Here is a 21,008-nt window from a genome sequence, read left to right as displayed (position 1 = left end):
CCCCCGGGGGACATATCCCCGCAACACGGACATTTCATAACTCCCGAGACACGTGAAGGACTACTCCACATGGGCATTCGGAGTCTGCTGCGGAACGCGTTCGGCCGGTCCAGGACAGCGACGGCCGAGCGAGACGACGCGAGCCTGCCCCAGCAGAGCGCGCCGCCTTCCGTGCCCGCGCCCTCGCAGGAGCCCGGCTCCGGCGAGGCGCGCACGGAGACCCGTGACCCCTCTACGGAAACCCGCCCCGATCCGGTCGTGGCCCGCCCCCGGGTCTCCGCGGAGGGAACCGCCCCCGCGGAGACGGCTGCCGCCGAGCCCTTCCACGCGCCCGTGCCGCCGCAGCAGGGCGGTGGCGGAGCCCGGACCGCCGAGCCGGCCGGCGAGCCGGAAGCCGACACGGTCCCCGACCCCGGCCCGCTGGAGCCGCACGTGCCGCCGCGGCCCGGTCCCACCCCCGGCCCGCGCCCGGGCCCGGGGCCGGTCCCGCCGGAGCCGAGCCCGGAGCCCGAGCCGCAGCCCACGCCGGTGCCCGCGCCCAAGCCCATCCCCCAGCCGGAGCCCGTCCCGCCGGTCGACCCCGAGCCGCTGCCCGAGCCGCCCCCCGGCCCGGACCCGGTCCGCAAGCCGGAGCCCGCCCCGGGCCCGTCGCCGGAGCCCGCCCCGGCCTTCCCGCCGCGCGACGAAGCCCCGGCGGAAGCCGTCCCCGCACAGGACGCCCCTGTGCAGGACACCCCTGCGCAGGACACCCCCGTGCAGACCGTGCCCGCCCAGGGCACCCCCGCGCAGGACACCCCCGCGCAGAGCCCCGCCATCAGCCTCACGAAGGTGGAGAAGTCCGCCCCCGCGCTGGTGAGCCTCTACAAGGCCGCCGGCGTCTCCCTGGAGAAGCAGGGCCTGACCGGGCAGCGCGCGGCCGTCTACCTCGTCCTCGACCGCTCCGGCTCCATGCGCGAGTTCTACAAGAACGGCACGGTGCAGCACCTCGCCGAGCAGGCCCTCGGCCTGTCCGCCAACCTGGACGACGACGGCACGGTCCCGGTCGTCTTCTTCTCGACGGACGTCGACGGCGTGGCAGAGATCGACCTCGGCAACTACGAGGGCCGCATCGGGGAACTGCACTCCTCCATGGGCCACATGGGCCGCACCAACTACCACTGGGCGATGGAGGCGGTGATCGAGCACTACAAGAAGTCCGGCTCGACGGCGCCCGCGTTCGTCATCTTCCAGACGGACGGCGGCCCGTACAGCAAGCCGGCCGCGGAACGCGCCCTCTGCGAGAGCGCGAACCTGCCGATCTTCTGGCAGTTCGTCGCCTTCGGCGACCCGGAGGGCAAGGGCTTCGACTTCCTCCGCAAGCTGGACGACCTGCCCGTGCCGGAGAAGCGCGTCGTCGACAACGCGGGCTTCTTCCACGCGGGCCGCGACCCGAAGTCGCTGACGGCGTCCCAGCTCTACGCGGAGCTGATGGTGGAGTTCCCGGACTGGCTGAAGGAGGCCCGGGCGGCGGGCATCGTCAAGGACTGACGACCGGAGCACCACCAGTAGTCAGGGGTCCCGGGGCGGCATTCGCCCCGGGACCTCCGTCCACCCGGACCACCACTACCGCCCCGGCTCCGGCATCTCCACCGTCACCCGCAGCCCCCCGCCCCGGTTCGGCACGGCCCACGCCCGCCCCCCGTGCGCGCGGGCGATCGACTGGACGATGGACAGGCCCAGGCCCGTGCCGCCGGTGAGCCGTTCCTTGCCGTGCCCCCGCCGGAACGGCTCGAAGAGGGCCGGGATGTCCGCCGCGGCCACGACCGGGCCGGAGTTGCGCACCACCAGCCGGCCCGGCTCGACCAGCACGTCCACGTCGCCGCCGCGGTGGTTGTACTCCACCGCGTTCCGCAGCAGGTTCCCGGCCAGCTGCCCCAGCAGCACCCGGTTCCCCCGCAGGGGCGCCCGCTCGCTGCGCACGGACAGCCGCACCCCGGCCCGCTCCGCGCGCCCCGCGACGGCGCCGGTCTCCTCGGCGACGATGTCGGCCAGGTCGAGCGGGTCGCGGCGCTCCAGGCCGCGGTCGCTGCGGGCGAGCAGGAGCAGGCCGTCGATGAGCCGTTCGGAGCGGCGGTTGGCCTCCAGGAGCGTGGTCCGCACGTGGGCCAGTTCGTCCGGGGACGGATCCCCGTCCAGCCCCACCTGGATCGCCGTGCGCTGGACGGCCAGCGGCGTGCGCAGCTCGTGCGAGGCGTTGGAGATGAAGCGGCGCTGGCTCTCGAAGGCGCCCTGGACGGGGCGCAGGCAGCGGCCCGCCGTCCACCATCCGACACCGACCGCCAGCAGCGCCGTCACGAGCAGGGCCGCGGCCGACCACATGACCATCTGCTGGGAGGCCGCGGCACTGACGTCGCCGGAGATCCGGTACGCCGTCCACGTGTTCACCGTCTCCCCGGGCCGGACGAGTTCGAGCGGCACCGCCTGCCGCGCGATCGTCGTCGCCCGTTCCTGGGTGCCGGCGCGCGACAGCAGGTTCACGGTGAGCAGGAGGCCCCCGCCGAGGACGAGGAAGATCCCGCCGAAGGCCGCGGCGATACGCGTACGGGCCGTGAGGAACGGCCGCCTCACCGGCTTCACAGCGCGTACCCGACGCCCTGCACCGTGCGGATCAGCGCCGGCTCCCCGAGCTTGCCGCGCAGCTTGCTCATCGCCACGCGCACCGCGCCCGTGAACGGGTCGGCGTGGGCGTCCCACGCGCGCTCCAGCAGCTCCTCCGCGCTGACGACCGCCCCGTCCGCCTCCAGCAGCAGCTGCAGGATGGCGAACTCCTTGGGCGAGAGGTCGAGGTCCCGGCCGTTGCGGTCGGCCGTCCGGCGCACCGTGTCGAGCCGCAGCCCGGCCTTCTCCAGCAGCGGCGGCGCCGGCCGCGCGCTGCGCCGCCGCAGCGCCCGCACCCGCGAGATCAGCTCGGGGAATTCGAACGGCTTGGGCAGGTAGTCGTCGGCGCCCAGGTCCAGCCCCGCCACCCGGTCCTCCATCGAGCCGGCGGCGGTGACCATCAGGATGCGGGTGCGGGAGCCGTCGGCGACGAGGTGCCGGGCGACGTCGTCGCCGTGGACGCGGGGCAGGTCGCGGTCGAGGACCACGACGTCGTAGTCGTGGAGGGAGAGGTAGGCGATGGCGGCGTCACCGCTGTAGACGGTGTCCACGGCGAACCCGGCCCTGCGCAGGCCGGTGGCGATCAGCTCGGCCAGTATCTCTTCGTCCTCGGCGACCAGTACCCGCATGTCCTCGTCCGTCTCCTTCGGCAGCGCATCCCCTCCCAGGATGCGGTGTACAGGAGGACATGTTTCGCAAACCTCTCCATTGACCGGATAGCGGTGACATGAACGCGCTGTTCGCGCCCCTGGGGATGCCTCCGCGCGCCCCTGAAGCCCGGTTACGGTCCGCCGATCGAACAACTACGGTTGGTAATCGCAGGATCACTCTTCGGATACAGCGCATAGGCGTACAGGCGTACAGGAGCTCTCACATGGCCGTTCCCGACGAAGCCGTCCCCAGCGAGGAAGGCGAGGTGAGAACGTCCCACGCGGGCACGTTCGCCTCCCTGCAGGACGCCGTCGACTTCGTCACCCTCCCTCCCGGGGAGGGCAGCGGGGAAGCCGGCTTCTCCTACCGGGCGGACGGTCAGGTCGACGTCGTCTACTTCCACTGAGGTTTCCTTCGAGCCGTCCTTCGAAGCTCCCTTCGAGACTTCCTTCGAGACTTCCTTCAAGAGGGAGGGGGACCGGGTGGCGGGAGGGGCAGCCCCGCCACCCGGTCACAAAAACCGAGTGCTCAGCCCCACGACCCCAGCAGGAACGGATACGCGTCGAGGATCCTCCCCGGCCCGTGGATCACCTCGCGGAAGGTGAAGACGAGGTACTGATCGCCCTTGACCGCGAAGAAGTGCATCTCGTCGCCCACGGCCGCCGAGGCGATGGCATCGGGCCTGCACGGCTCGGGCAGGTGGTCCAGCCGCACCGGCCGCACGTCGCGCCGGTCCGCGCCCCGCCTGCCGGCCGCCGGCCCCCGCGGCACGTCGATCAGCGCCGTCGCGCCCTTCTCCCCGAACACCAGGTGGTAGCGGCCGTCCGGCGTCCCCTGCACCGCCGCCTTCACCGCCCCGCCGATCACCGGCTCCAGCTGCTCGCGCGGGTAGTGGAAGTCGGTGCTGCGCAGGCTCTCCCCGCTCCCCCGGTCCGAGAACTCGACGGCCAGGTCGCCCTTGACGCCCAGGTACCGGTGCTCGCTCCACCCCGGCGCCCGCGTCACGAAGTCGAAGCCGCCGTGGAACTCCTTCGGCAGGTGCGGGAACTGCTCGCTGATCTTCCGCGGCCCGGCCTCCACCCGGTTGCGCTGCGAGAAGCGGACGACCTCGTCGCCGCGGAAGCCGTCGAAGACGATGTACGGCGTGGTGCTCCCCGGCACCCACTTCGAGACCGTGCCGAAGATCCCGCCGGACGCCTCCAGCGAGGCCTTGAGCGCATTGGTGAGCGTCGCCAGGAGACCGCTCGAACTCGGCTCCACGACCGTCCCCGCCAGCGCGTGGAAGAGCTTCGCCTCCCCGCGCGGCTCCACGGCCTCGAAGATCCAGGTCCGGTTCTCCTCGTCCCCCGCCTGCTGCTCGACGACGGCGCCGGCGGCGGCCGAGTGGCCGCGGACGTTCAGCCCGAGGCCGCTGTGGACGTTGACGATCCGGCAACCGCCGCCGTTCCGGATCTCCCAGGCCTGGCTCCGGTACGCCGGGTCGTTCTCCTCCAGGTGCCGCTGCTCGGCCGGTGCGCCCGGGTCCTTGCGGCAATGCCGCACCTGCAGATAGCGCCCGCTGTGCTGGTTCTGCAGCCGGTAGACGTTCTCGCCGCCCTGCCCCGGCTCCAGGCGCCACGCCTGGCTCGCGCGCTGCGGCCAGTCGTGGAGCGGCTCCTGGACGATGTCGGCGGCGTCGTGCCTGCCGAGTCCCCGGACCGTCAGGTACAGCCCGGTCTTCTCGTTCCTGACCAGGTACGTGGTGCTGGCGTGGACGCTCATGAACCCTCCTGGGTACGGAGCGGACGTCGGAACGTGCGGTCAGGCCGCCCACCCTAGGGGCGGGGAGGGAGGGTGCCCAGGGCAGCCCCGGCCAGTTCCTGGCGGGCGGCGAGCTCCGCCTTGACCGCGGAGAGCGCCTCGGCGTTCCGGTCGATCTCCTGCCGCTGGTACGCCGCGTCGACCGCGAACCAGACGCCCACCACGTTGTGTTCCCCCTTGCACCACGCGTCGGCCGCCGCCGTCTCCCGCTCCTCCGCGGACGGCTCGGGCGTCCGCCAGGCCGCGTCGGCCCCGGCCTTGAGCGGATCGTCGTACGAAGCGAAGCCGCGCTTCTTCATGCAGGACGCCCACTGGGCGAAGACGCGCACCACGCGCGGGTCGCGCTGCGAGCGCTCGAAGCTCCCGGAGTTGATCCGGTCGGCGACCGGGGCGTCTCCCCCGGCCTCGGCGTTGTCCGCCCGCAGCGCGGAGCGCGCCTCGCCCGTACAGCCGCCCGCGGGGACCGTACGCCCGTTGACGCGCTGCCCGCCCTTCGCGGCGGCGCTGCCGGGCTTCACCTTCGGGTCGTCCGTACCGGCGAGGACGATGCCCGCCTCGGCGGAGAGGGAAGGCGGCGGCGCGGGCGGCGCAGGCGGGACGCGCGGACTGCCGGGCGGCGCGAAGCCGTAGCGGGCGGCGGCGGAGGGATCGGTGACGCCGTAGCGGTACTGCGTACGGGTCTTGGGCCGGAAGGGGGTGGCGGGGGCGGCCGGTCGGTAGGCGACCCCGAAACGGCGCATGCAGCGTTCCACGAGGGTGCGCTGTGCGGACTCCAGGCGGTCGGCCTGGTCATGGGTGAGGAGGTAGGGGTCGATGGGGAGGGCATGGGACGCGGCGGACGTCATCTCGGGGAACGCGCTCGGCTGCGGCACCTTGTCGCCGGACGAGGAGCCGGAGCACCCCGCGACCGCGAGGAGGACGCCCACGAGGGCGACGGGGAGGACGGCAGCGAAGACACCCCGCCCGTGGTCACGGGCGGGGCTCCCTTGACGCGACGACAGCTCGATCACCCGAACTTGCCGGACGCGTTGTTGTTCCGCAGCGAGGGAATGAGGTTCGCCTGGCCGCCGGCCGCGATGCGCTGGTGCGCACCTGCGTAGTTCGGGCTGTAGTAGATCGTGATGGCGTTGTCGAAGTCCCAGTTGTCGACCGAGGCCGCGTTGTTCCGCACGACCAGGCCCGAGCCGGAGCTGCCACGCGTCGACGTGCTCGTCACGAAGTGGTTGTTCCCGTAGTTCGCGTCGTTGCTGTACTGCTTGTAGATCGCACCCGTGTGGTTCTGGTGGTAGAACAGGCACGCGTAGCCGGTCGAGCAGGCCGCCGCGAACTGATCCGTCGCCGCGGAGGCCGGCGAGGTGGCCAGCAGGCCCGAACCCGCGGTGGCGACGGCAATCGCCCCGGCCACGGCCAGACGCTTGAATCGCATACCAAAGCCCTCCTGTTTCGTGTGTTTGCAGGAGCAGGAAGCGTTTCGGTTTCGGGCGTCATCCTGTCCGGCGGCCGGGAGAAAGGACAGCGCCTTCGAACCTCATCGAAACTCGCAGCTCGAATTCACGAGCGCGGAACCCGTACGGGTACGGACGTGCAGGGCGCTCGTTCCGTGCGGGACGGTGCGCAGCAGGCCCGCGTCCCGCAGGGCCGACAGGTGATGGCTCACCGTCGGCGCGGAGACGCCCACGCGGCGGGCGAGCTCCCCCGAGGTGCAGGCCGTCCCGGCCGCGATGAGGATCCCCGCCCGGGTGGCGCCCATGAGCCGGGCCAGCGCCTTGTCGCCCGCGGGATCGGACTGCGGCTGGGCCGCCGGGTGGACGAGGACCGGCGGCGCGTCGGGGTCCTCCGGCAGGTGCCCCACGCCGTGGCAGAAGTGCGACGGCTGCAGCAGCAGCCCGCGGCCGCGGAGGTCGTACTCCCTGTCCACGGCGTTGCGGACGTGCAGCGTGGGCGGCGCCCACCGCATGGTGGGCACGTAGCTGCGGAGCAGCCCGTTGACCCCGCCGTCGAGGAGTGCCCTGATCCGCAGGGCGCGGTCGCCGTCGACGCTGGACCGGATGTCCTCCCAGTACGGGTCGACGGCCACCTCGCGGTACGCCTCGGGCGGCCGCGGGTGGGGCAGCCGCGCGAGGACGTCCCGGTGCCAGTCGCCGTAGCGCGGCGGCACCACGCGTCTTCGTAAGTGCCGCAGACTCAGCACCAGTTCCCACTGGGGGTCGGGGCCGGTCGCCACCCGTGTGTTGAGCAGATCCGTGTCGGTGAAGTGAATACGCAGCACCGCGGCAGAGTGTCAAGGGAGGTGCGGGGGCACCAGGCGAAATGTGGCTGAGGTGCACTTTGGCCGACTCCGGCAGGGCGGCGGCGTCGCCGCTGTCCCGGAGACTTCGGCTGAAGGTGAATCCTTTTCGGTCCTCCCCGCCTCTTGTCCGCGTACCGGTCGAACGGACCGGCAGAACGGACCGCCGAACGGACCGGCAGAACAGAACCGGAGGACCCACCCATGATGGTCACCAGCCTCGTAGTGATCGGAGCCCTGCTCGTGGGCGCGTGCAGCTGGCACCTGATGCGGCGCTACAAGAGCCGAAGCTGACCAGCGACCTGCCCGTAGGGCGCCGCCCGCGTAGGAGTCCCGGATTGAACCAACGCTTCACTTGGCCGGACGAGCGGCTCATCAAGGCCGCTCAGGACGGCGACGTCACTTCGCTCACCACCGTCGTCATGGAATCGCAGCCCCATGTGCGCAGGTTCGCCCTGTCGCTGTGTTCCTCACCGCAGGACGCGGAGGACGCGGCCCAGGAGGCGCTGATCATCCTCTACCGGAAGATCGGCACTTTGCGGGCCACCGGTGCGCTCGCCTCATGGATGTTCCGGATCGTGCGCAACGAATGCCTCCGGCAGGTACGGGTGCTCGTCTCGCGGAGCGACGAGGCGACGGCCGGACCGGAGGCGACCGCGGAACCGTCCGCCGAGGACGCGGTGCTGCACCGGCTGGAGGCGGAGCGCATCGCGGCCGCGGTCAGCGCCCTTCCCCGTGACCAGCGGCAGGTCCTGATCATGCGGGACGTGCAGGGCCTGCCCGGCCGGACCGTCGCCCATGCGCTCGGCCTGAGCAGCGCCGCGATGAAGTCGCGGCTGCACAGAGCGCGCGCAGCACTGCGTCACTCCCTGGCAGTGACGGACCAACCAGGCGGAGGAGTCGACCAACCAGTCGGAGGAGTCGCACGACCGTGAACACCGTGAAGGTTTCGAAGACCGCGAACAGCGCGAACGCCGCGCCCGAGAGGAACTTCGCCAGCAAGTCCGTCCCGCGGCATCTGGCGCGCGGCGCCATCGGCGTCGGCCTGATCGCCGGCTCGATCGCCCTGGTGCCCGTCGCCGGCCCGGCCACCCTGCTGGCGGCCCCGTTGGCCCTGATCCCCTTCCGCGGCTGCCCCACCTGCTGGATGGTCGGCCTGGCACAGACCATCTCCCGCGGCCGCCTGGAACGCCGGTGCGTGGACGGCGTTTGCACCCTCACCAAGGCGCACCCGGCGCCCTCGGGCCGGTCAGGGTGACGGCAGTGGTGGGGCCGGGATCCGTGGGTCAAGTGCGGGCCAGAGATTCTGTTCATCACCGACCGTGTCCATCCCGTAACACGTCACGCTCCGCCCCTCTGGGCATCTATACGCCGTGAGTAATGAAAATCCCCCGCGGAGCGTCTACCGCTTCGGCATCTGGACCCTCACCCCCGACCTCGAGCCCGACGCCGAGCCCGTCACGTACGCGATGCAGTGCGCCGTCTGCGAGGAGAGGTCCGAGCCCGCCGAGGACCTCACCACCGTGCAGACGTGGACCTTCCGGCACGCCGGCCGGAACCCCTCCCACCACACCTACCGGGAGGTGATCACCCGGCCCTGGCGCGCCTGGATGGCCTGAGGAAACGGCGCGCGGTCGGAGCCGGTCGCTCGGATACGCTAAAGGCCTCCGTATACGCCCGCGACCAGGGAGCAGCCGAAATGGCTCGACACCTCATCACCAGCGCCCTTCCGTATATCAACGGGATCAAGCACCTGGGCAACATGGTGGGGTCCATGCTCCCGGCGGACGTGTACGCCCGGTACCTCCGCCAGACCGGCCGCGAGACGCTGTTCATCTGTGCCACCGACGAGCACGGGACCCCGGCCGAGCTGGGCGCCAAGGAGCTGGGCCTGCCGGTGGCCGAGTTCTGCGCGCGGCAGCACGACGCGCAGAAGGCGGTCTACGACGGCTTCGCGCTGTCCTTCGACTACTTCGGCCGCAGCTCGTCGCCGGAGAACCACGAGATCACCCAGCACTTCGCGCGGCAGCTGCAGGAGAACGGGTTCATCGAGGAGCGCTCGATCCGCCAGGTCTACTCCCTGGCGGACGGCCGCTTCCTCCCGGACCGCTACATCGTGGGCACGTGCCCGCACTGCGGCTACGACAAGGCCCGTGGCGACCAGTGCGAGAACTGCACGCGCGTCCTGGACCCGACGGACCTGATCGACGCCCGTTCGGCGATCAGCGGCAGCAGCGAGCTGGAGGTCCGCGAGACCAAGCACCTCTTCCTGCTCCAGTCGAAGCTGCAGGGCGAGGTCGAGGCGTGGATCGACGAGCACGGCAAGGACTGGCCGGTCCTGGCGTCCTCGATCGCCCGCAAGTGGCTGACCGAGGGCCTGAACGACCGTGCGATCACCCGTGACCTGGACTGGGGCGTGCCGGTCCCGGCGGACACGTGGCCGGAGCTGGCGGCCGAGGGCAAGGTCTTCTACGTCTGGTTCGACGCCCCGATCGAGTACATCGGCGCGACGAAGGAGTGGGCGGGCCAGGACCCGGAGAACCGGGACTGGAAGTCCTGGTGGTACGAGGCTACGGACGTCCGCTACACCCAGTTCATGGGCAAGGACAACGTCCCGTTCCACACGGTGATGTTCCCGGCCACCCAGCTGGGCACGCGCGAGCCGTGGAAGAAGGTCGACTACGTCAAGGCCTTCAACTGGCTGAACTACTACGGCGGCAAGTTCTCCACGTCCCAGAAGCGCGGCGTCTTCACGCACGACGCGCTGGAGCTGCTGCCCGCCGACTACTGGCGCTACTTCATGATGGCCAACGCCCCCGAGTCGGACGACACCTCGTTCACGTGGGAGCTGTTCTCGGCCACGGTGAACAAGGACCTGGCCGACGTCCTCGGCAACTTCGTCAACCGCGTGCTGTCCTTCTCCAAGAAGCGCTTCGGCGAGACGGTCCCGGCCGGCGCCGAGGCGGGCGAGGCCGAGGCCGCGCTGGGCCGCGAGATCGCCCAGCTGCTCCAGGAGTACGAGGAGCACATGGAGGCCATGCAGTTCCGCAAGGCCGCGCAGGCCCTGCGCGCCCTGTGGAGCGCGGGCAACTCGTACCTGGAGACGAAGGCCCCCTGGCTGGAGATCAAGACCGACCCGGAGGCCGCTGCGCTGACGCTGCGCACGGCGATGAACCTGATCCACCTGTACGCGGTGATCTCCGAGCCGTTCATCCCGCAGTCGGCGTCGGCCCTGCGCTTCGCGTTCGACCTGGCCGACGACTCGCGGACGTGGGTCACGGCGGACGAGGCCCGCTCGCTGTCCTTCGTCCCGGCCGGTACGCCGTTCAGCGTCCCGCCGGTGCTCTTCGCGAAGATCACCGAGGATGACCTGGAGGCCTACCGCGAGCGCTTCGGCGGCGGCGAGGAGCCGGCGGCCTAGTCACCCCGCGGAGCAGCAGCCGAGGGCCCGGAACCGAGGAGGTTCCGGGCCCTCGTGCGTGCCCGTTGATGGAACGGTAATCGTCCGTTGAGGCCGGCGGACCAGGCTGGTGCCACACCGCACGGGGGAAGCCGGGAAGACGAGGAAGAGCAGTGTTCAAGAAGCCGATCACCATCAGCGTGTACGCCACCGACGAGCTGGCGCGGGCCCGGTTCGCCCGGGAGGTGCGGGCCGTACTGCCCGAGGTGCGGGTGGCGCGGCGGGACGCCGGAGAGGGGGCGGGGGACGTCGGCTTCGTCCTCATGGGGGCCGACGACCCGGCCGCGGCGGCCGCCCTGCGGCGGCTGACACGGGCGGACGAGGCGCCGGTGGTGCTGGTCGCGGACGAGCTCGGGGAGAGCGAGCTGATGGCCGTCGCGGAGTACGGCGTGCACTCCGTGCTGTGGCGGCCGGCGATCACGCGGCGGCAGCTGTCGCGGGCGGTGCACAGCGCTGCGGGATGCTGTCCGAAGCTGCCCATGGTGACCGCGCTCATGTGACACTTCCGTCATGGTGACGACAGAGCGGGCCATCCCACCCCTGACGGCCGATGAGCGCACCACACTGGAGAGTTGGCTGGACTTCCAGCGCGCCACCCTCGCGCGCAAGGTGGACGGTCTGACCGACGCGCAGGCGCGGGAGCCGGCGGCGCCGCCGTCCGCGCTGAGCCTGCTGGGCCTCGTGCAGCACATGGGCGAGGTGGAGCGGCAGTGGTTCCGCAGAGTGCTCCAGCGCGAGGCGGCGCCGCCGCTGTACGGGCCGGGTGCGGGCGCCGAGGCGAGAACCGCCGAGGACCTGGGCGACGCCAATGCGGGCCTCGCCGTCGCGCCGGACGCGAGCCTCGCGGGGGCCGTGACCGTCTGGCAGGAGGAGATCGCCCGGGCCCGGGCCGCCTACGCGCCCCTGTCGCTCAACGCCGTGGGAACGGTGCAGGGCAGGGAGGTCTCCCTGCGGTGGATCTTCCTCCACATGATCGAGGAGTACGCGCGGCACAACGGGCACGCGGACCTGCTGCGCGAGCGCACGGACGGCGCGACGGGCTACTGACGACACGCGCGAGCCCCCGGCCGAGGACGGCGCGGGGGCTCGGCACGCAGCGGCGCTGACGTGCGTACTGGACGCTGAAGTGCGTACTACTTGACGACCGGCTTGCGGATCGACAGGTGGAGCTCCTTCAGGCGGGCCTCGTCGACCTCGCTCGGGGCGCCCATCAGCAGGTCCTGCGCGTTGCCGTTGAGCGGGAAGGCGATGGTCTCGCGGATGTTCGGCTCGTCGGCCAGGAGCATCACGATGCGGTCGACGCCCGGGGCGATGCCGCCGTGCGGCGGAGCGCCGAACTTGAAGGCGCGCAGCATGCCGCCGAACTCCTTCTCGACCTCCTCCTTGCTGTAACCGGCAATCTCGAACGCCTTGTACATGACGTCGGGCTCGTGGTTGCGGATGGCGCCGGAGGACAGCTCGGTGCCGTTGCAGACGATGTCGTACTGCCAGGCCAGGATGTCCAGCGGGTCCATCGTGTTCAGCGCCTCCAGGCCGCCCTGCGGCATGGAGAAGGGGTTGTGCGAGAACTCGATCTGGCCGGTGTCCTCGTTCTTCTCGAACATCGGGAAGTCGACGATCCAGCAGAAGCGGAAGACGTTCTCCTCGAACTGGCCGGCGCGCTTGGCGGCCTCGACGCGCACGGCGCCCATGATCTTGGAGACCTCGTCGAACTCGCCCGCGCCGAAGAAGATCGCGTGGCCGGGCTCCAGGCCGAGGCGCTCGGCGAGGGCCTTGACGTTCTCCTCGGTGAGGAACTTGGCGATCGGGCCGGTGAGGGCAGCCTTGTCGGGGAGTCCTTCGCCGACGCGGACCCAGGCCAGGCCCTTCGCGCCCTGCTCGACCGCGTACTCGCCGAGGCCGTCGAAGAACTTGCGCGGCTGGTCGCCGGTGGCCGGGACGGCCAGGGCGCGGACGTGCTTGCCGGCGAAGGCCTTGAACTCCGAGCCCTCGAAGACGTCGGAGACGTCGGTGAGCTCCAGCTTGGCGCGCAGGTCCGGCTTGTCGGAGCCGTACTTGAGCATGGCCTCGCGGAAGGGGATCCGCGGGAAGGGCGAGGTGACGTGGCGGCCGTTGCCGAACTCCTCGAAGAGGTCGGTCATGACCTTCTCGATGACCTGGAAGACGTCCTCCTGCTCGACGAAGGACATCTCCACGTCGAGCTGGTAGAACTCGCCCGGCGAGCGGTCGGCGCGGGCGTCCTCGTCGCGGAAGCACGGCGCGATCTGGAAGTAGCGGTCGAAGCCGGCGATCATCAGCAGCTGCTTGAACTGCTGCGGGGCCTGCGGCAGGGCGTAGAACTTGCCGGCGTGCAGACGGGACGGCACCAGGAAGTCGCGCGCGCCCTCGGGGGAGGTGGCGGACAGGATCGGGGTCGCCATCTCGTTGAAGCCGAGGTTGGTCATCTTCTCGCGGATGGAGGCGATGACGGCGGAGCGCAGCATGATGTTGCTGTGCATGCGCTCGCGGCGCAGGTCGAGGAAGCGGTACTCCAGGCGGCGCTCCTCGTTCACCCCGTCCTCGGCGTTGATCGTGAAGGGCAGCGGCTCGGCGGCACCCAGGACCTCGACGGCGGAGACCTCGACCTCGATCTCACCGGTGGGCAGCTCGGGGTTGACGTTGTCGGTACCGCGGCTGACGACCTTGCCGTCGATGCGGACGACCGTCTCCTTGGTGACGTGGCTCAGGGCCTCGTTGGCGGCGGTGCCGGGACGGGCCACGAGCTGCACCAGGCCGTGGTGGTCGCGGAGGTCGATGAAGAGGATGCCGCCCAGGTCGCGCCGATTGTGCAGCCAGCCACTCAGTCGCACGTCGGTGTCGACGTCAGCCGCACGGAGCTCGCCGCAGGTGTGGGACCGGTACCGATGCATCGTTCATCCAAGTCGTGATCGAGGGCGTGGGCCAGCCCGCCTACGGCACAGGGCTCGTACCTGTGGCACAGGGCTGGCGTGCATACAACACGGGAGCAAGGGTACTGCGCGCTTGTGAAGATCCGCCCACCGTACCTTCGGTGGTACCCATTGCGGAGACCTGCATAAAGTGGGGCAATGCGCACCGAGGACGTACTGGCCGCCACCGCGACCGGCCTGTGGCACTGGGACGACGCCACGCGCATCGCCACCTTCGACGCCGAGGCCGCCCGGCTGCTGGGGCTCCCGGCCACCCGTACGGAGCTGACGGATTCCGCCACCAGGGCCCGGTTCCACGCGGTGGACTGGGTGGAGTTCCAGGGCATCATCAGCCTGGCCGTGGCGGAGGGCATCCTCGTCGAGGCGCGGCTGCGGGTCGTGGACGACGAGGGGCGGGTCCTGCGGACGGTGCGCGCCCGCAGCCGCCCGCAGCTGCGGGCCGCGGTCGCCGGGCGGATGGACTTCGTCCTGGTCGGCACGGTGCAGGAGGTGCCGGAGCCGCAGTCGGGGGCGGCGGCGCGGACGACCGTCACGGGCGACTGGCGGCGCAACCGGGAGGCCTTCCTACTGGACGCCGGGCGGGCGCTCGCGGAGGCCCGCTCCACCGCCGAGGTGCTGCGGGTGGCCGCGGGGCTGTCGATGCCGGGCTTCGAGCCGTCGGGCCTCGCGGTCTTCAGCGGGGAGGGCAGCCGGGTCCGGGTGATCGGGCACCACGGCTACGCCCCGGGCAGCGCGGAACCGTTTCTGGACCTGCCCATGGACGCGGCCTACCCCGCCGCCGAGGTCATCCGCACCGGCCGGGCCATCTACCTGCCCGCTCCCGAGGACTACCAGCGCCGCTTCCCCGAGGCCTGGGAGGACGTCGCGCACTTCGGGCGGCAGTCCTGGGCGTTCCTGCCGCTGATCAACGCGGGCCAGATCATCGGGGCGTGGATGGCCGGGTTCAGCGTGCCGGTGTCCTTCACCCCCGACGAGCGGTCCGTGCTCACCACGGTGGCCAGGATGCTCGCCCAGGCCCTTAGCCGGGCCAGCGTGCACGAGTCCGAGCGCGAACTGACCGTCGGCCTGCAGCGGTCCATGATGCCCACCCTGCAGCAGGACATCCCCGGCATGGCCGTCGCCGCGCGCTACATCCCCACCGGCGGCGGACTGGAGGTCGGCGGCGACTGGTACGACATGATCCCGCTCCCGCTCGGCCGGATCGCGCTCGTCATCGGCGACGTCCAGGGCCACGACGTACGCGCCGCCGGGCTCATGGGCCAGCTCCGGATCGCCCTGCGCGCCTACGCCTCCGAAGGCCACCACCCCGACGCGGTCCTCTCCCGCGCCTCCCGCTTCCTGGCCGGCATCAACGCCTCCGAGACCGAGGGCGACGAGGCCGAGCCGCGCTTCGCGACCTGCCTGTACATCGAGGTCGACCCCGAGAGCGGGCGGCTCGACATCGCCCGCGCCGGCCACCCCAACCCGGCCATCCGGCTCGGCGACGGCACGATGCTCGTCCGCAACACCGCCGGCGGCCTGCCGCTCGGCATCGACCCCGACACCGACTACCCCACGACGCGGCTCGTCCTCGAACCCGGCGAGACGATGATCGTCTGCACGGACGGGCTGATCGAGACCGGCGGCCACGACCTGGACAGCGGGTGGGACCGGCTGCGCGGCGTCATCGAAGGGCAGCCCCTGGAGCTGACGGGAACCGGCAACGGCAGCGGGCCGGACGGCGACCTGGAGGCGCTCGCCGACGCCCTCGTCCAGGCCGTCCACGGCCCCTCGTCCCACTACACGACCGGCCCGCTCCTGGACCGGCGCGAGGACGACATCGCCGTCCTCCTGCTCGCGCGCGCCGTCGGCGCGGCCGGCGCGGAGCCCGCGGCCGTACCGCGGCCCGTACGGCGCACCGTCCTCACCATCGCCCAGGCCGAGCCGGAACGGATCGCCGAGGCGCGGCAGCAGGTCCGCGACCTCATGCACGACTGGCCGGACGGCGACCAGGTCGACTCCGCCGTCCTCATGGTCTCGGAGATGGTCACCAACGTCCTCGTCCACACGGACGGGGACGCGGTGCTGATCGCCCGGATCACCGGCGACCGGGGCGCGCGCTGCGTCCGCGTCGACGTCTCCGACAGCAGCGACGAACTGCCCCACCGGCGCCACCCCGGGGAGATGGCCTCGTCCGGGCGCGGCCTGGTGCTGATGGAGCTCCTGGCCGGGGCGTGGGGGGTGGACCCGCGGGGCGAGGGCAAGAACATCTGGTTCGAGCTGTACGAGAAGGAGGCGGTGGGGGCGGACGCGGCGGTGGGGGTGGCGGGCTAGGGACGGCGGGCCACGGGCGGCGCCACCCCGCCCGCGCCGAGCCCGCACGGTCCCCCGCCGCGCGTGGCGGCTACGCCGCCGGAATGACGCCCAGGCGACCCGCCTGGTAGTCGTCGAAGGCCTGGGCCAGTTCGGCGTGGGTGTTCATGACGAACGGCCCGTAGTGCTGCATCGGTTCGCGGATCGGCCGCCCGCCGAGCAGCACGACCTCGAAGTTCTCCGTCCGGGACTCCTGCTTCTTGCCGGCCCGGATGGTCACCGAGTCGCCCTGCCCGAAGACGACCGTCTGCCCCATCGCGAAGGGCCGCCCCTCGGCGCCCGCCGACCCGTGCCCGGCGAGCCCGTAGGCCAGGGCGTTGAAGTCGGTGCGCCACGGGAGCGTCAGCTCCGCGCCGGGGCTCACGGAGGCGTGGATCATCGTGATGGGCGTGTGCGTCGCACCCGGACCCTCGTGCCCGGCCACGTCGCCGGCGATCAGCCGGACCAGCGACCCGCCGTCCTCGGAGGCCAGCAGCCTGACGCTGCCCCCGCGGATGTCCTGGTACTTCGGGGCGATCATCTTGTCCTCGCGGGGCAGGTTCACCCACAGCTGCAGCCCGTGGAAGAGGCCGCCGCTGGTGACGAGCTCCTCCGGCGGCGTCTCGATGTGCAGCAGCCCGGAGCCGGCCGTCATCCACTGCGTGTCGCCGTCGGTGATGACGCCACCGCCGCCGTGCGAGTCCCGGTGGATGAAGGTGCCGTCGATGATGTAGGTCACCGTCTCGAACCCGCGGTGCGGGTGCCAGGGGGTGCCCTTGGGCTCGCCGGCGGCGTAGTCCACCTCGCCCATCTGGTCCATCATGATGAACGGGTCGAGGTACTTGTAATTGATCCCCGCGAAGGCCCTGCGCACGGGGAATCCCTCGCCCTCGAACCCCGTCGGAGCCGTGCCGACGTACAGCACCGGCCGCTGCGGGGCGCCCGCCGGGGCGGAGACCCGCGGCAGGGTCAACGGGTTCTCGACGGTCACTGCTGGCATGACGACCTCCTCGGTTCGTTCACCGTTCAATTTAGTTGAAGGATGAACAACCTGCAAGGACTCCCGTATTCCCGCGACGGATACCCATGGCGGACGCGACGGCGGACGCGACGGCTGACGCGACGGCGGACGTCATGGCGGATCCCACGACGAACCCCACGACGGATCCGCCCGGTCGCTCCCGCCGCGGATCATGGACACTGGATCAATGCGCCAGAACGCCACCGGCCCCCGCCCGGCCGCCGTCACCGCCTTCGTCGCCGCGGTCGTGGCGCTGGCCGGACTCGGCGTCGTCGTGGCGAACCACGGCCTCGCGACGGACTCCCCCGTGGCCGACGGCGACGCCTCCGGCCACTTCGCCCAGCCGAAGGAGAAGGGGGACGAAACCGCGGAGGCCATGCGGTCGGCCGTCCGCACCGAGAAGAACACGGCCCCCCTCAAGCCCGCGGGCAGCGGCAGGACCGACCCGCTCCCCGCCTCCGAGCCCCTGCGCGCCACGGAGGCCCCGGCCTCGCCCGCCGTCGGCCCGCTGTTCTACACGGGCCAGGGCGAGCCCGGGCACGGCTGCAGCGCGAGCGTCGTCCACAGCCCCGCGGGCGACCTGATCGTCACCGCCGCGCACTGCGTCTACCTGGACGGCTTCCGCACCGACATCGCCTTCGTCCCGGGCTACCGCGACGGCGTCGCCCCGTACGGGGTCTGGGTGCCGACGTCGGTGGACATCGCCCCGGAGTGGGCGGCCGACCGCGACCCGGACCACGACGTGGCGTTCCTGCGGGTGCGCCGGCCGGACGGGGACGGCAAGCCGATCGAGCAGGTCACGGGCGCGGAGCGGATACGCTTCCGGCCGCCTGCGGACCGCCCGGCGCGGGTGATCGGCTACCCCCTGGGCGAGGAGCGCCCGGTCTCCTGCCAGAACCGCACGCGGACCCACAGCCCCACCCAGCTCCGCTTCGACTGCGCGGACATGCCCAACGGCACCAGCGGCGGCCCGTTCCTGACGGACGTCGACCCCGCGACCGGGCTGGGCACGATCAACGGGGTCGTGGGCGGTCACGAAGAGGGCGGCGACGAGGAGACGTCGTACAGCTCGTACTTCGGCGACGGCATCGAGTCCCTCTACCGGAGGGCAACGGGCAAGGGCTGAGCCCCGATCCTGAGGCCTGAGCCCCGGGCAGGGGGCCCGGCGTCCGGCACCCCGCGCCCCGCACCCCGCGCCCCGCACCCCGCGCCCCGCGCCCCGCGCCCCGCCTCCGGCGTCAGCCGTAAAGCCGTCGCATCGTGAAGTCCACCATCTGCTCGACCGCCTTCGCGTCGAACACCATCCGGTGGTCGCCCTCGATGTCCAGCACGAAGCCGTAGCCCGTCGGCAGGAGGTCGATCACCTCCGCGCCCGTGATGACGAAGTACTTCGACTCCTTGCCCGCGTACCGCCGCAGCTCCTTCAGCGAGGTGAACATCGGGATCACCGGCTGCTGGGTGTTGTGGAGCGCGAGGAAGCCCGGGTTGTCGCCGCGCGGGCAGTAGACCTTCGACGTGGAGAAGACGGTCTGGAAGTCCTCCGCGGACATCGACCCCGTGGTGAAGGCCCGCACCGCGTCGGCGAGCGACGGAGGGGACGGCTCCGGGTAGAGCGGCTGTTCGCCGTAGACACCGGGACCGCCGGGCTGCTGCGGCGGCGGTGGCGGCGCGTAACCCTGCGTGCCCGCGTTCTGGTCGTAGCCGTACATGGGCCAAAGCGTAGCGGCGTACGCCGCGTCCGGGGCACGGGCGGCCAATCTCCGCCGGACCGGCCCCGGCTTGCCCGAACCCGGTCGATTGAGACTGGTCACAGTAGGTCGAACAGGGGTTGCGTCTTATTACCCGTGGGTAGCATCATGCAGATTACTGCCCGGTACGTATTTGAGGGTTCGTCCTCCCAGTCACTACGGAGCCGTTGTCATGGGCCACTACAAGTCGAATCTCCGCGACATCGAGTTCAACCTCTTCGAGGTTCTCGGCCGCGACAAGCTGTACGGCTCCGGCCCGTTCGCGGAGATGGACGTCGAGACCGCCAAGGACATCCTGTCGGAGATCACGCGCCTCTCGGAGAACGAGCTGGCCGACTCCTTCGCGGACACCGACCGCAACCCCCCGGTCTTCGACCCCGAGACCAACACCGCCCCGATTCCGGACACCTTCAAGAAGAGCTACCAGGCGTACATGGACGCCGAGTGGTGGCGTCTGGGCATCCCGGAGGAGATCGGCGGCACCACCGCCCCGCGCTCGCTGATCTGGGCCTACGCCGAGTCCATCCTGGGTTCCAACCCGGCCATCTGGATGTACTCCTCGGGCCCGGCCTTCGCCGGCATCCTCTTCGACGAGGGCACCGAGCAGCAGAAGCACATCGCGAAGATCGCGGTGGAGAAGCAGTGGGGCTCCACCATGGTGCTGACCGAGCCCGACGCGGGCTCGGACGTGGGCGCCGGCCGCACCAAGGCCGTGCAGCAGGAGGACGGCTCCTGGCACATCGAGGGCGTGAAGCGCTTCATCACCTCGGGCGAGCACGACATGGCGGAGAACATCCTCCACTACGTCCTCGCCCGCCCCGAGGGCGCCGGCCCGGGCACCAAGGGCCTGTCCCTCTTCCTCGTGCCGAAGTACGAGTTCGACTTCGAGACCGGTGAGCTGGGCGAGCGCAACGGCGTCTACGCCACCAACGTCGAGCACAAGATGGGCCTGAAGGCCTCCAACACCTGCGAGATGACCTTCGGCGACAAGCACCCCGCCAAGGGCTGGCTCATCGGCGAGAAGCACGACGGCATCCGCCAGATGTTCATGATCATCGAGTTCGCCCGGATGATGGTCGGCACGAAGGCCATCGCCACCCTCTCCACCGGCTACCTCAACGCGCTGGAGTACGCCAAGGAGCGCGTGCAGGGCCCGGACCTGGCCAACTTCATGGACAAGACCGCGCCCAAGGTCACCATCACGCACCACCCCGACGTGCGCCGCTCGCTGATGACGCAGAAGGCGTACGCGGAGGGCATGCGCGCCCTCGTGCTCTACACCGCCTCCGTCCAGGACGAGATCATGGTCAAGGAGGCCGCGGGCGAGGACTCCAAGGCGCTGCACGGCCTCAACGACCTGCTCCTGCCGATCGTCAAGGGCTACGGCTCCGAGAAGTCCTACGAGCAGCTCGCCCAGTCGCTGCAGACCTTCGGCGGCTCCGGGTACCTGCAGGAGTACCCGATCGAGCAGTACATCCGCGACGCGAAGATCGACACCCTCTACGAGGGCACCACGGCCATCCAGGGCCAGGACTTCTTCTTCCGGAAGATCGTCCGTGACCAGGGCCAGGCCCTGAACACCCTCTCCGAGGAGATCAAGAAGTTCCTGGCCACCGAGGCCGGCGGCGAGGACCTGGCCGGCGCCCGCGGCGCGCTCGCCAAGGCCGCGGTCGACCTGGAGGCGATCGTCGGCAAGATGATCACCGACCTCACCGCCACCGGCGAGGACGTCAAGAACATCTACAAGGTCGGCCTGAACACCACCCGCCTGCTGCTGGCCTCCGGCGACGTCGTCGTCGCCTACCTGCTGCTCAAGGGCGCGGCCGTGGCCGCCGAGAAGCTCGCCGACGCCTCCGCCAAGGACAAGGCGTTCTACACCGGCAAGATCGCGGCGGCGAAGTTCTTCACGACCGAGGTCCTGCCGCGCGTCTCCGTCGAGCGCACGCTCGCCGAGGGCGTCGACAACTCCCTGATGGAGCTGGACGAGGCCGCGTTCTGATACCGCTGACGTAGCTGAGACCCTCGGGGCGGGGCCGGGTGCTGTAAGCACACCCGGCCCCGCCCCGAGGGCGTTCCGGGAATCCCAACGCTCTGCCGGTCCGGCCTCCTAGAGTCGGACAGGTCG

The 21,008-nt window shown here is 71.2% G+C and carries 20 protein-coding genes; 11 read left to right on the top strand and 9 right to left on the bottom strand.

Features of this window, described 5'->3' with window-relative positions:
* The first annotated feature begins 69 nt into the window (after positions 1-69).
* Positions 70-1,527 (top strand): VWA domain-containing protein, encoded by a 1,458-nt coding sequence (locus NQU55_RS28850; protein WP_168093591.1) that lies wholly within the window; start codon positions 70-72, stop codon positions 1,525-1,527.
* A 75-nt stretch (positions 1,528-1,602) separates the two neighbouring features.
* On the opposite strand, the gene NQU55_RS28845 is transcribed toward NQU55_RS28850, so the two are convergent.
* Both NQU55_RS28845 and NQU55_RS28840 read right to left on the bottom strand, forming a co-directional pair.
* Entirely contained in the window at positions 1,603-2,616 is a 1,014-nt protein-coding gene (locus tag NQU55_RS28845) for a sensor histidine kinase (RefSeq protein ID WP_168093590.1), read from the bottom strand.
* Positions 2,613-3,266, bottom strand: coding sequence for a response regulator transcription factor (locus NQU55_RS28840; RefSeq protein WP_168093589.1), 654 nt, complete (start codon positions 3,264-3,266; stop codon positions 2,613-2,615). Before NQU55_RS28840 ends, NQU55_RS28845 begins: the two co-directional genes overlap by 4 nt.
* 245 nt (positions 3,267-3,511) lie before the next feature.
* Here NQU55_RS28840 and NQU55_RS28835 point away from each other — a divergent pair, with 245 nt between their 5' ends.
* Positions 3,512-3,694 (top strand): hypothetical protein, encoded by a 183-nt coding sequence (locus NQU55_RS28835; protein WP_168093588.1) that lies wholly within the window; start codon positions 3,512-3,514, stop codon positions 3,692-3,694.
* A 122-nt stretch (positions 3,695-3,816) separates the two neighbouring features.
* On the opposite strand, the gene NQU55_RS28830 is transcribed toward NQU55_RS28835, so the two are convergent.
* From NQU55_RS28830 to NQU55_RS28815, 4 genes are all read right to left on the bottom strand, one after another.
* Complete coding sequence (locus NQU55_RS28830; protein ID WP_168093587.1) at positions 3,817-5,049, bottom strand: RICIN domain-containing protein; 1,233 nt, start codon at positions 5,047-5,049, stop codon at positions 3,817-3,819.
* Positions 5,050-5,102: 53 nt separating this feature from the next.
* A complete protein-coding gene (locus NQU55_RS28825) occupies positions 5,103-6,098 on the bottom strand; it encodes a hypothetical protein (protein WP_168093586.1) in 996 nt (331 codons plus the stop codon).
* Positions 6,095-6,514 (bottom strand): peptidase inhibitor family I36 protein, encoded by a 420-nt coding sequence (locus NQU55_RS28820; protein WP_256791463.1) that lies wholly within the window; start codon positions 6,512-6,514, stop codon positions 6,095-6,097. The genes NQU55_RS28825 and NQU55_RS28820 overlap by 4 nt, the downstream gene beginning before the upstream one ends.
* A 102-nt stretch (positions 6,515-6,616) precedes the next feature.
* Positions 6,617-7,357 carry an ArsR/SmtB family transcription factor gene (locus tag NQU55_RS28815; RefSeq protein ID WP_168094124.1) on the bottom strand — a complete coding sequence of 247 codons (741 nt, stop codon included), beginning with the start codon at positions 7,355-7,357 and terminating at the stop codon, positions 6,617-6,619.
* A 356-nt stretch (positions 7,358-7,713) separates the two neighbouring features.
* Between NQU55_RS28815 and NQU55_RS28810 the strand changes: the two genes are divergently transcribed.
* The 6 genes from NQU55_RS28810 (at position 7,714) to NQU55_RS28785 (ending at position 11,882) form a co-directional block, all read left to right on the top strand.
* A complete protein-coding gene (locus tag NQU55_RS28810; protein ID WP_206329603.1) occupies positions 7,714-8,310 on the top strand; it encodes an RNA polymerase sigma factor in 597 nt (198 codons plus the stop codon).
* The gene (locus NQU55_RS28805; protein ID WP_372504834.1) at positions 8,307-8,633 is read left to right on the top strand and encodes a hypothetical protein; all 327 of its coding nucleotides are present in this window, start codon (positions 8,307-8,309) and stop codon (positions 8,631-8,633) included. Before NQU55_RS28810 ends, NQU55_RS28805 begins: the two co-directional genes overlap by 4 nt.
* A gap of 115 nt (positions 8,634-8,748) precedes the next feature.
* Positions 8,749-8,994 carry a DUF7848 domain-containing protein gene (locus NQU55_RS28800; RefSeq protein ID WP_168094125.1) on the top strand — a complete coding sequence of 82 codons (246 nt, stop codon included), beginning with the start codon at positions 8,749-8,751 and terminating at the stop codon, positions 8,992-8,994.
* 80 nt (positions 8,995-9,074) lie between these two features.
* Positions 9,075-10,796 carry a methionine--tRNA ligase gene (gene metG / locus NQU55_RS28795; RefSeq protein WP_168094126.1) on the top strand — a complete coding sequence of 574 codons (1,722 nt, stop codon included), beginning with the start codon at positions 9,075-9,077 and terminating at the stop codon, positions 10,794-10,796.
* Positions 10,797-10,948: 152 nt separating this feature from the next.
* A complete protein-coding gene (locus NQU55_RS28790; protein WP_168094127.1) occupies positions 10,949-11,335 on the top strand; it encodes a DNA-binding response regulator in 387 nt (128 codons plus the stop codon).
* Positions 11,336-11,345: 10 nt separating this feature from the next.
* Positions 11,346-11,882: a DinB family protein gene (locus NQU55_RS28785; RefSeq protein ID WP_168094128.1), complete on the top strand. Its 537-nt coding sequence runs from the start codon at positions 11,346-11,348 to the stop codon at positions 11,880-11,882.
* An 86-nt stretch (positions 11,883-11,968) separates the two neighbouring features.
* Here the strand turns inward: NQU55_RS28785 and aspS are convergent, their stop codons facing one another.
* On the bottom strand, positions 11,969-13,744 hold the full coding sequence (gene aspS, locus NQU55_RS28780; RefSeq protein WP_168094129.1) for an aspartate--tRNA ligase: 1,776 nt from the start codon (positions 13,742-13,744) through the stop codon (positions 11,969-11,971).
* 177 nt (positions 13,745-13,921) lie between these two features.
* Here aspS and NQU55_RS28775 point away from each other — a divergent pair, with 177 nt between their 5' ends.
* Positions 13,922-16,096, top strand: a complete 2,175-nt coding sequence (locus NQU55_RS28775; RefSeq protein WP_168094130.1) for an ATP-binding SpoIIE family protein phosphatase — start codon at positions 13,922-13,924, stop codon at positions 16,094-16,096.
* Positions 16,097-16,166: 70 nt separating this feature from the next.
* Here the strand turns inward: NQU55_RS28775 and NQU55_RS28770 are convergent, their stop codons facing one another.
* Entirely contained in the window at positions 16,167-17,114 is a 948-nt protein-coding gene (locus tag NQU55_RS28770) for a pirin family protein (RefSeq protein ID WP_168094131.1), read from the bottom strand.
* 208 nt (positions 17,115-17,322) lie between these two features.
* On the opposite strand from NQU55_RS28770, the gene NQU55_RS28765 reads away from it, so the two are divergent.
* Positions 17,323-18,261 (top strand): trypsin-like serine peptidase, encoded by a 939-nt coding sequence (locus NQU55_RS28765; protein ID WP_256791461.1) that lies wholly within the window; start codon positions 17,323-17,325, stop codon positions 18,259-18,261.
* A gap of 112 nt (positions 18,262-18,373) precedes the next feature.
* Here NQU55_RS28765 and NQU55_RS28760 read toward each other — a convergent pair whose 3' ends face one another.
* Positions 18,374-18,844 carry an SseB family protein gene (locus tag NQU55_RS28760; protein WP_168091730.1) on the bottom strand — a complete coding sequence of 157 codons (471 nt, stop codon included), beginning with the start codon at positions 18,842-18,844 and terminating at the stop codon, positions 18,374-18,376.
* Between the two features lie 211 nt (positions 18,845-19,055).
* Here NQU55_RS28760 and NQU55_RS28755 point away from each other — a divergent pair, with 211 nt between their 5' ends.
* Positions 19,056-20,882 (top strand): acyl-CoA dehydrogenase, encoded by a 1,827-nt coding sequence (locus tag NQU55_RS28755; protein ID WP_168091729.1) that lies wholly within the window; start codon positions 19,056-19,058, stop codon positions 20,880-20,882.
* Positions 20,883-21,008 lie beyond the last annotated feature (126 nt).

This window comes from Streptomyces telluris, from assembly GCF_024519335.1.
GTDB lineage: Bacteria > Actinomycetota > Actinomycetes > Streptomycetales > Streptomycetaceae > Streptomyces > Streptomyces telluris.
The sequence above is the reverse complement of the archived record's forward strand: the minus strand, read 5'-3'. Positions and strand labels throughout refer to the sequence as shown.

Coding starts and splice junctions, on each gene's coding strand:
- NQU55_RS28850 (WP_168093591.1), top strand. CDS start 70: ATGGGCATTCGGAGTCTGCTGCGGAACGCGTTCGGCCGGTCCAGGACA.
- NQU55_RS28840 (WP_168093589.1), bottom strand. CDS start 3,266: ATGCGGGTACTGGTCGCCGAGGACGAAGAGATACTGGCCGAGCTGATC.
- NQU55_RS28835 (WP_168093588.1), top strand. CDS start 3,512: ATGGCCGTTCCCGACGAAGCCGTCCCCAGCGAGGAAGGCGAGGTGAGA.
- NQU55_RS28830 (WP_168093587.1), bottom strand. CDS start 5,049: ATGAGCGTCCACGCCAGCACCACGTACCTGGTCAGGAACGAGAAGACC.
- NQU55_RS28820 (WP_256791463.1), bottom strand. CDS start 6,514: ATGCGATTCAAGCGTCTGGCCGTGGCCGGGGCGATTGCCGTCGCCACC.
- metG (WP_168094126.1), top strand. CDS start 9,075: ATGGCTCGACACCTCATCACCAGCGCCCTTCCGTATATCAACGGGATC.
- NQU55_RS28785 (WP_168094128.1), top strand. CDS start 11,346: ATGGTGACGACAGAGCGGGCCATCCCACCCCTGACGGCCGATGAGCGC.
- aspS (WP_168094129.1), bottom strand. CDS start 13,744: ATGCATCGGTACCGGTCCCACACCTGCGGCGAGCTCCGTGCGGCTGAC.
- NQU55_RS28775 (WP_168094130.1), top strand. CDS start 13,922: ATGCGCACCGAGGACGTACTGGCCGCCACCGCGACCGGCCTGTGGCAC.
- NQU55_RS28770 (WP_168094131.1), bottom strand. CDS start 17,114: ATGCCAGCAGTGACCGTCGAGAACCCGTTGACCCTGCCGCGGGTCTCC.
- NQU55_RS28765 (WP_256791461.1), top strand. CDS start 17,323: ATGCGCCAGAACGCCACCGGCCCCCGCCCGGCCGCCGTCACCGCCTTC.
- NQU55_RS28760 (WP_168091730.1), bottom strand. CDS start 18,844: ATGTACGGCTACGACCAGAACGCGGGCACGCAGGGTTACGCGCCGCCA.
- NQU55_RS28755 (WP_168091729.1), top strand. CDS start 19,056: ATGGGCCACTACAAGTCGAATCTCCGCGACATCGAGTTCAACCTCTTC.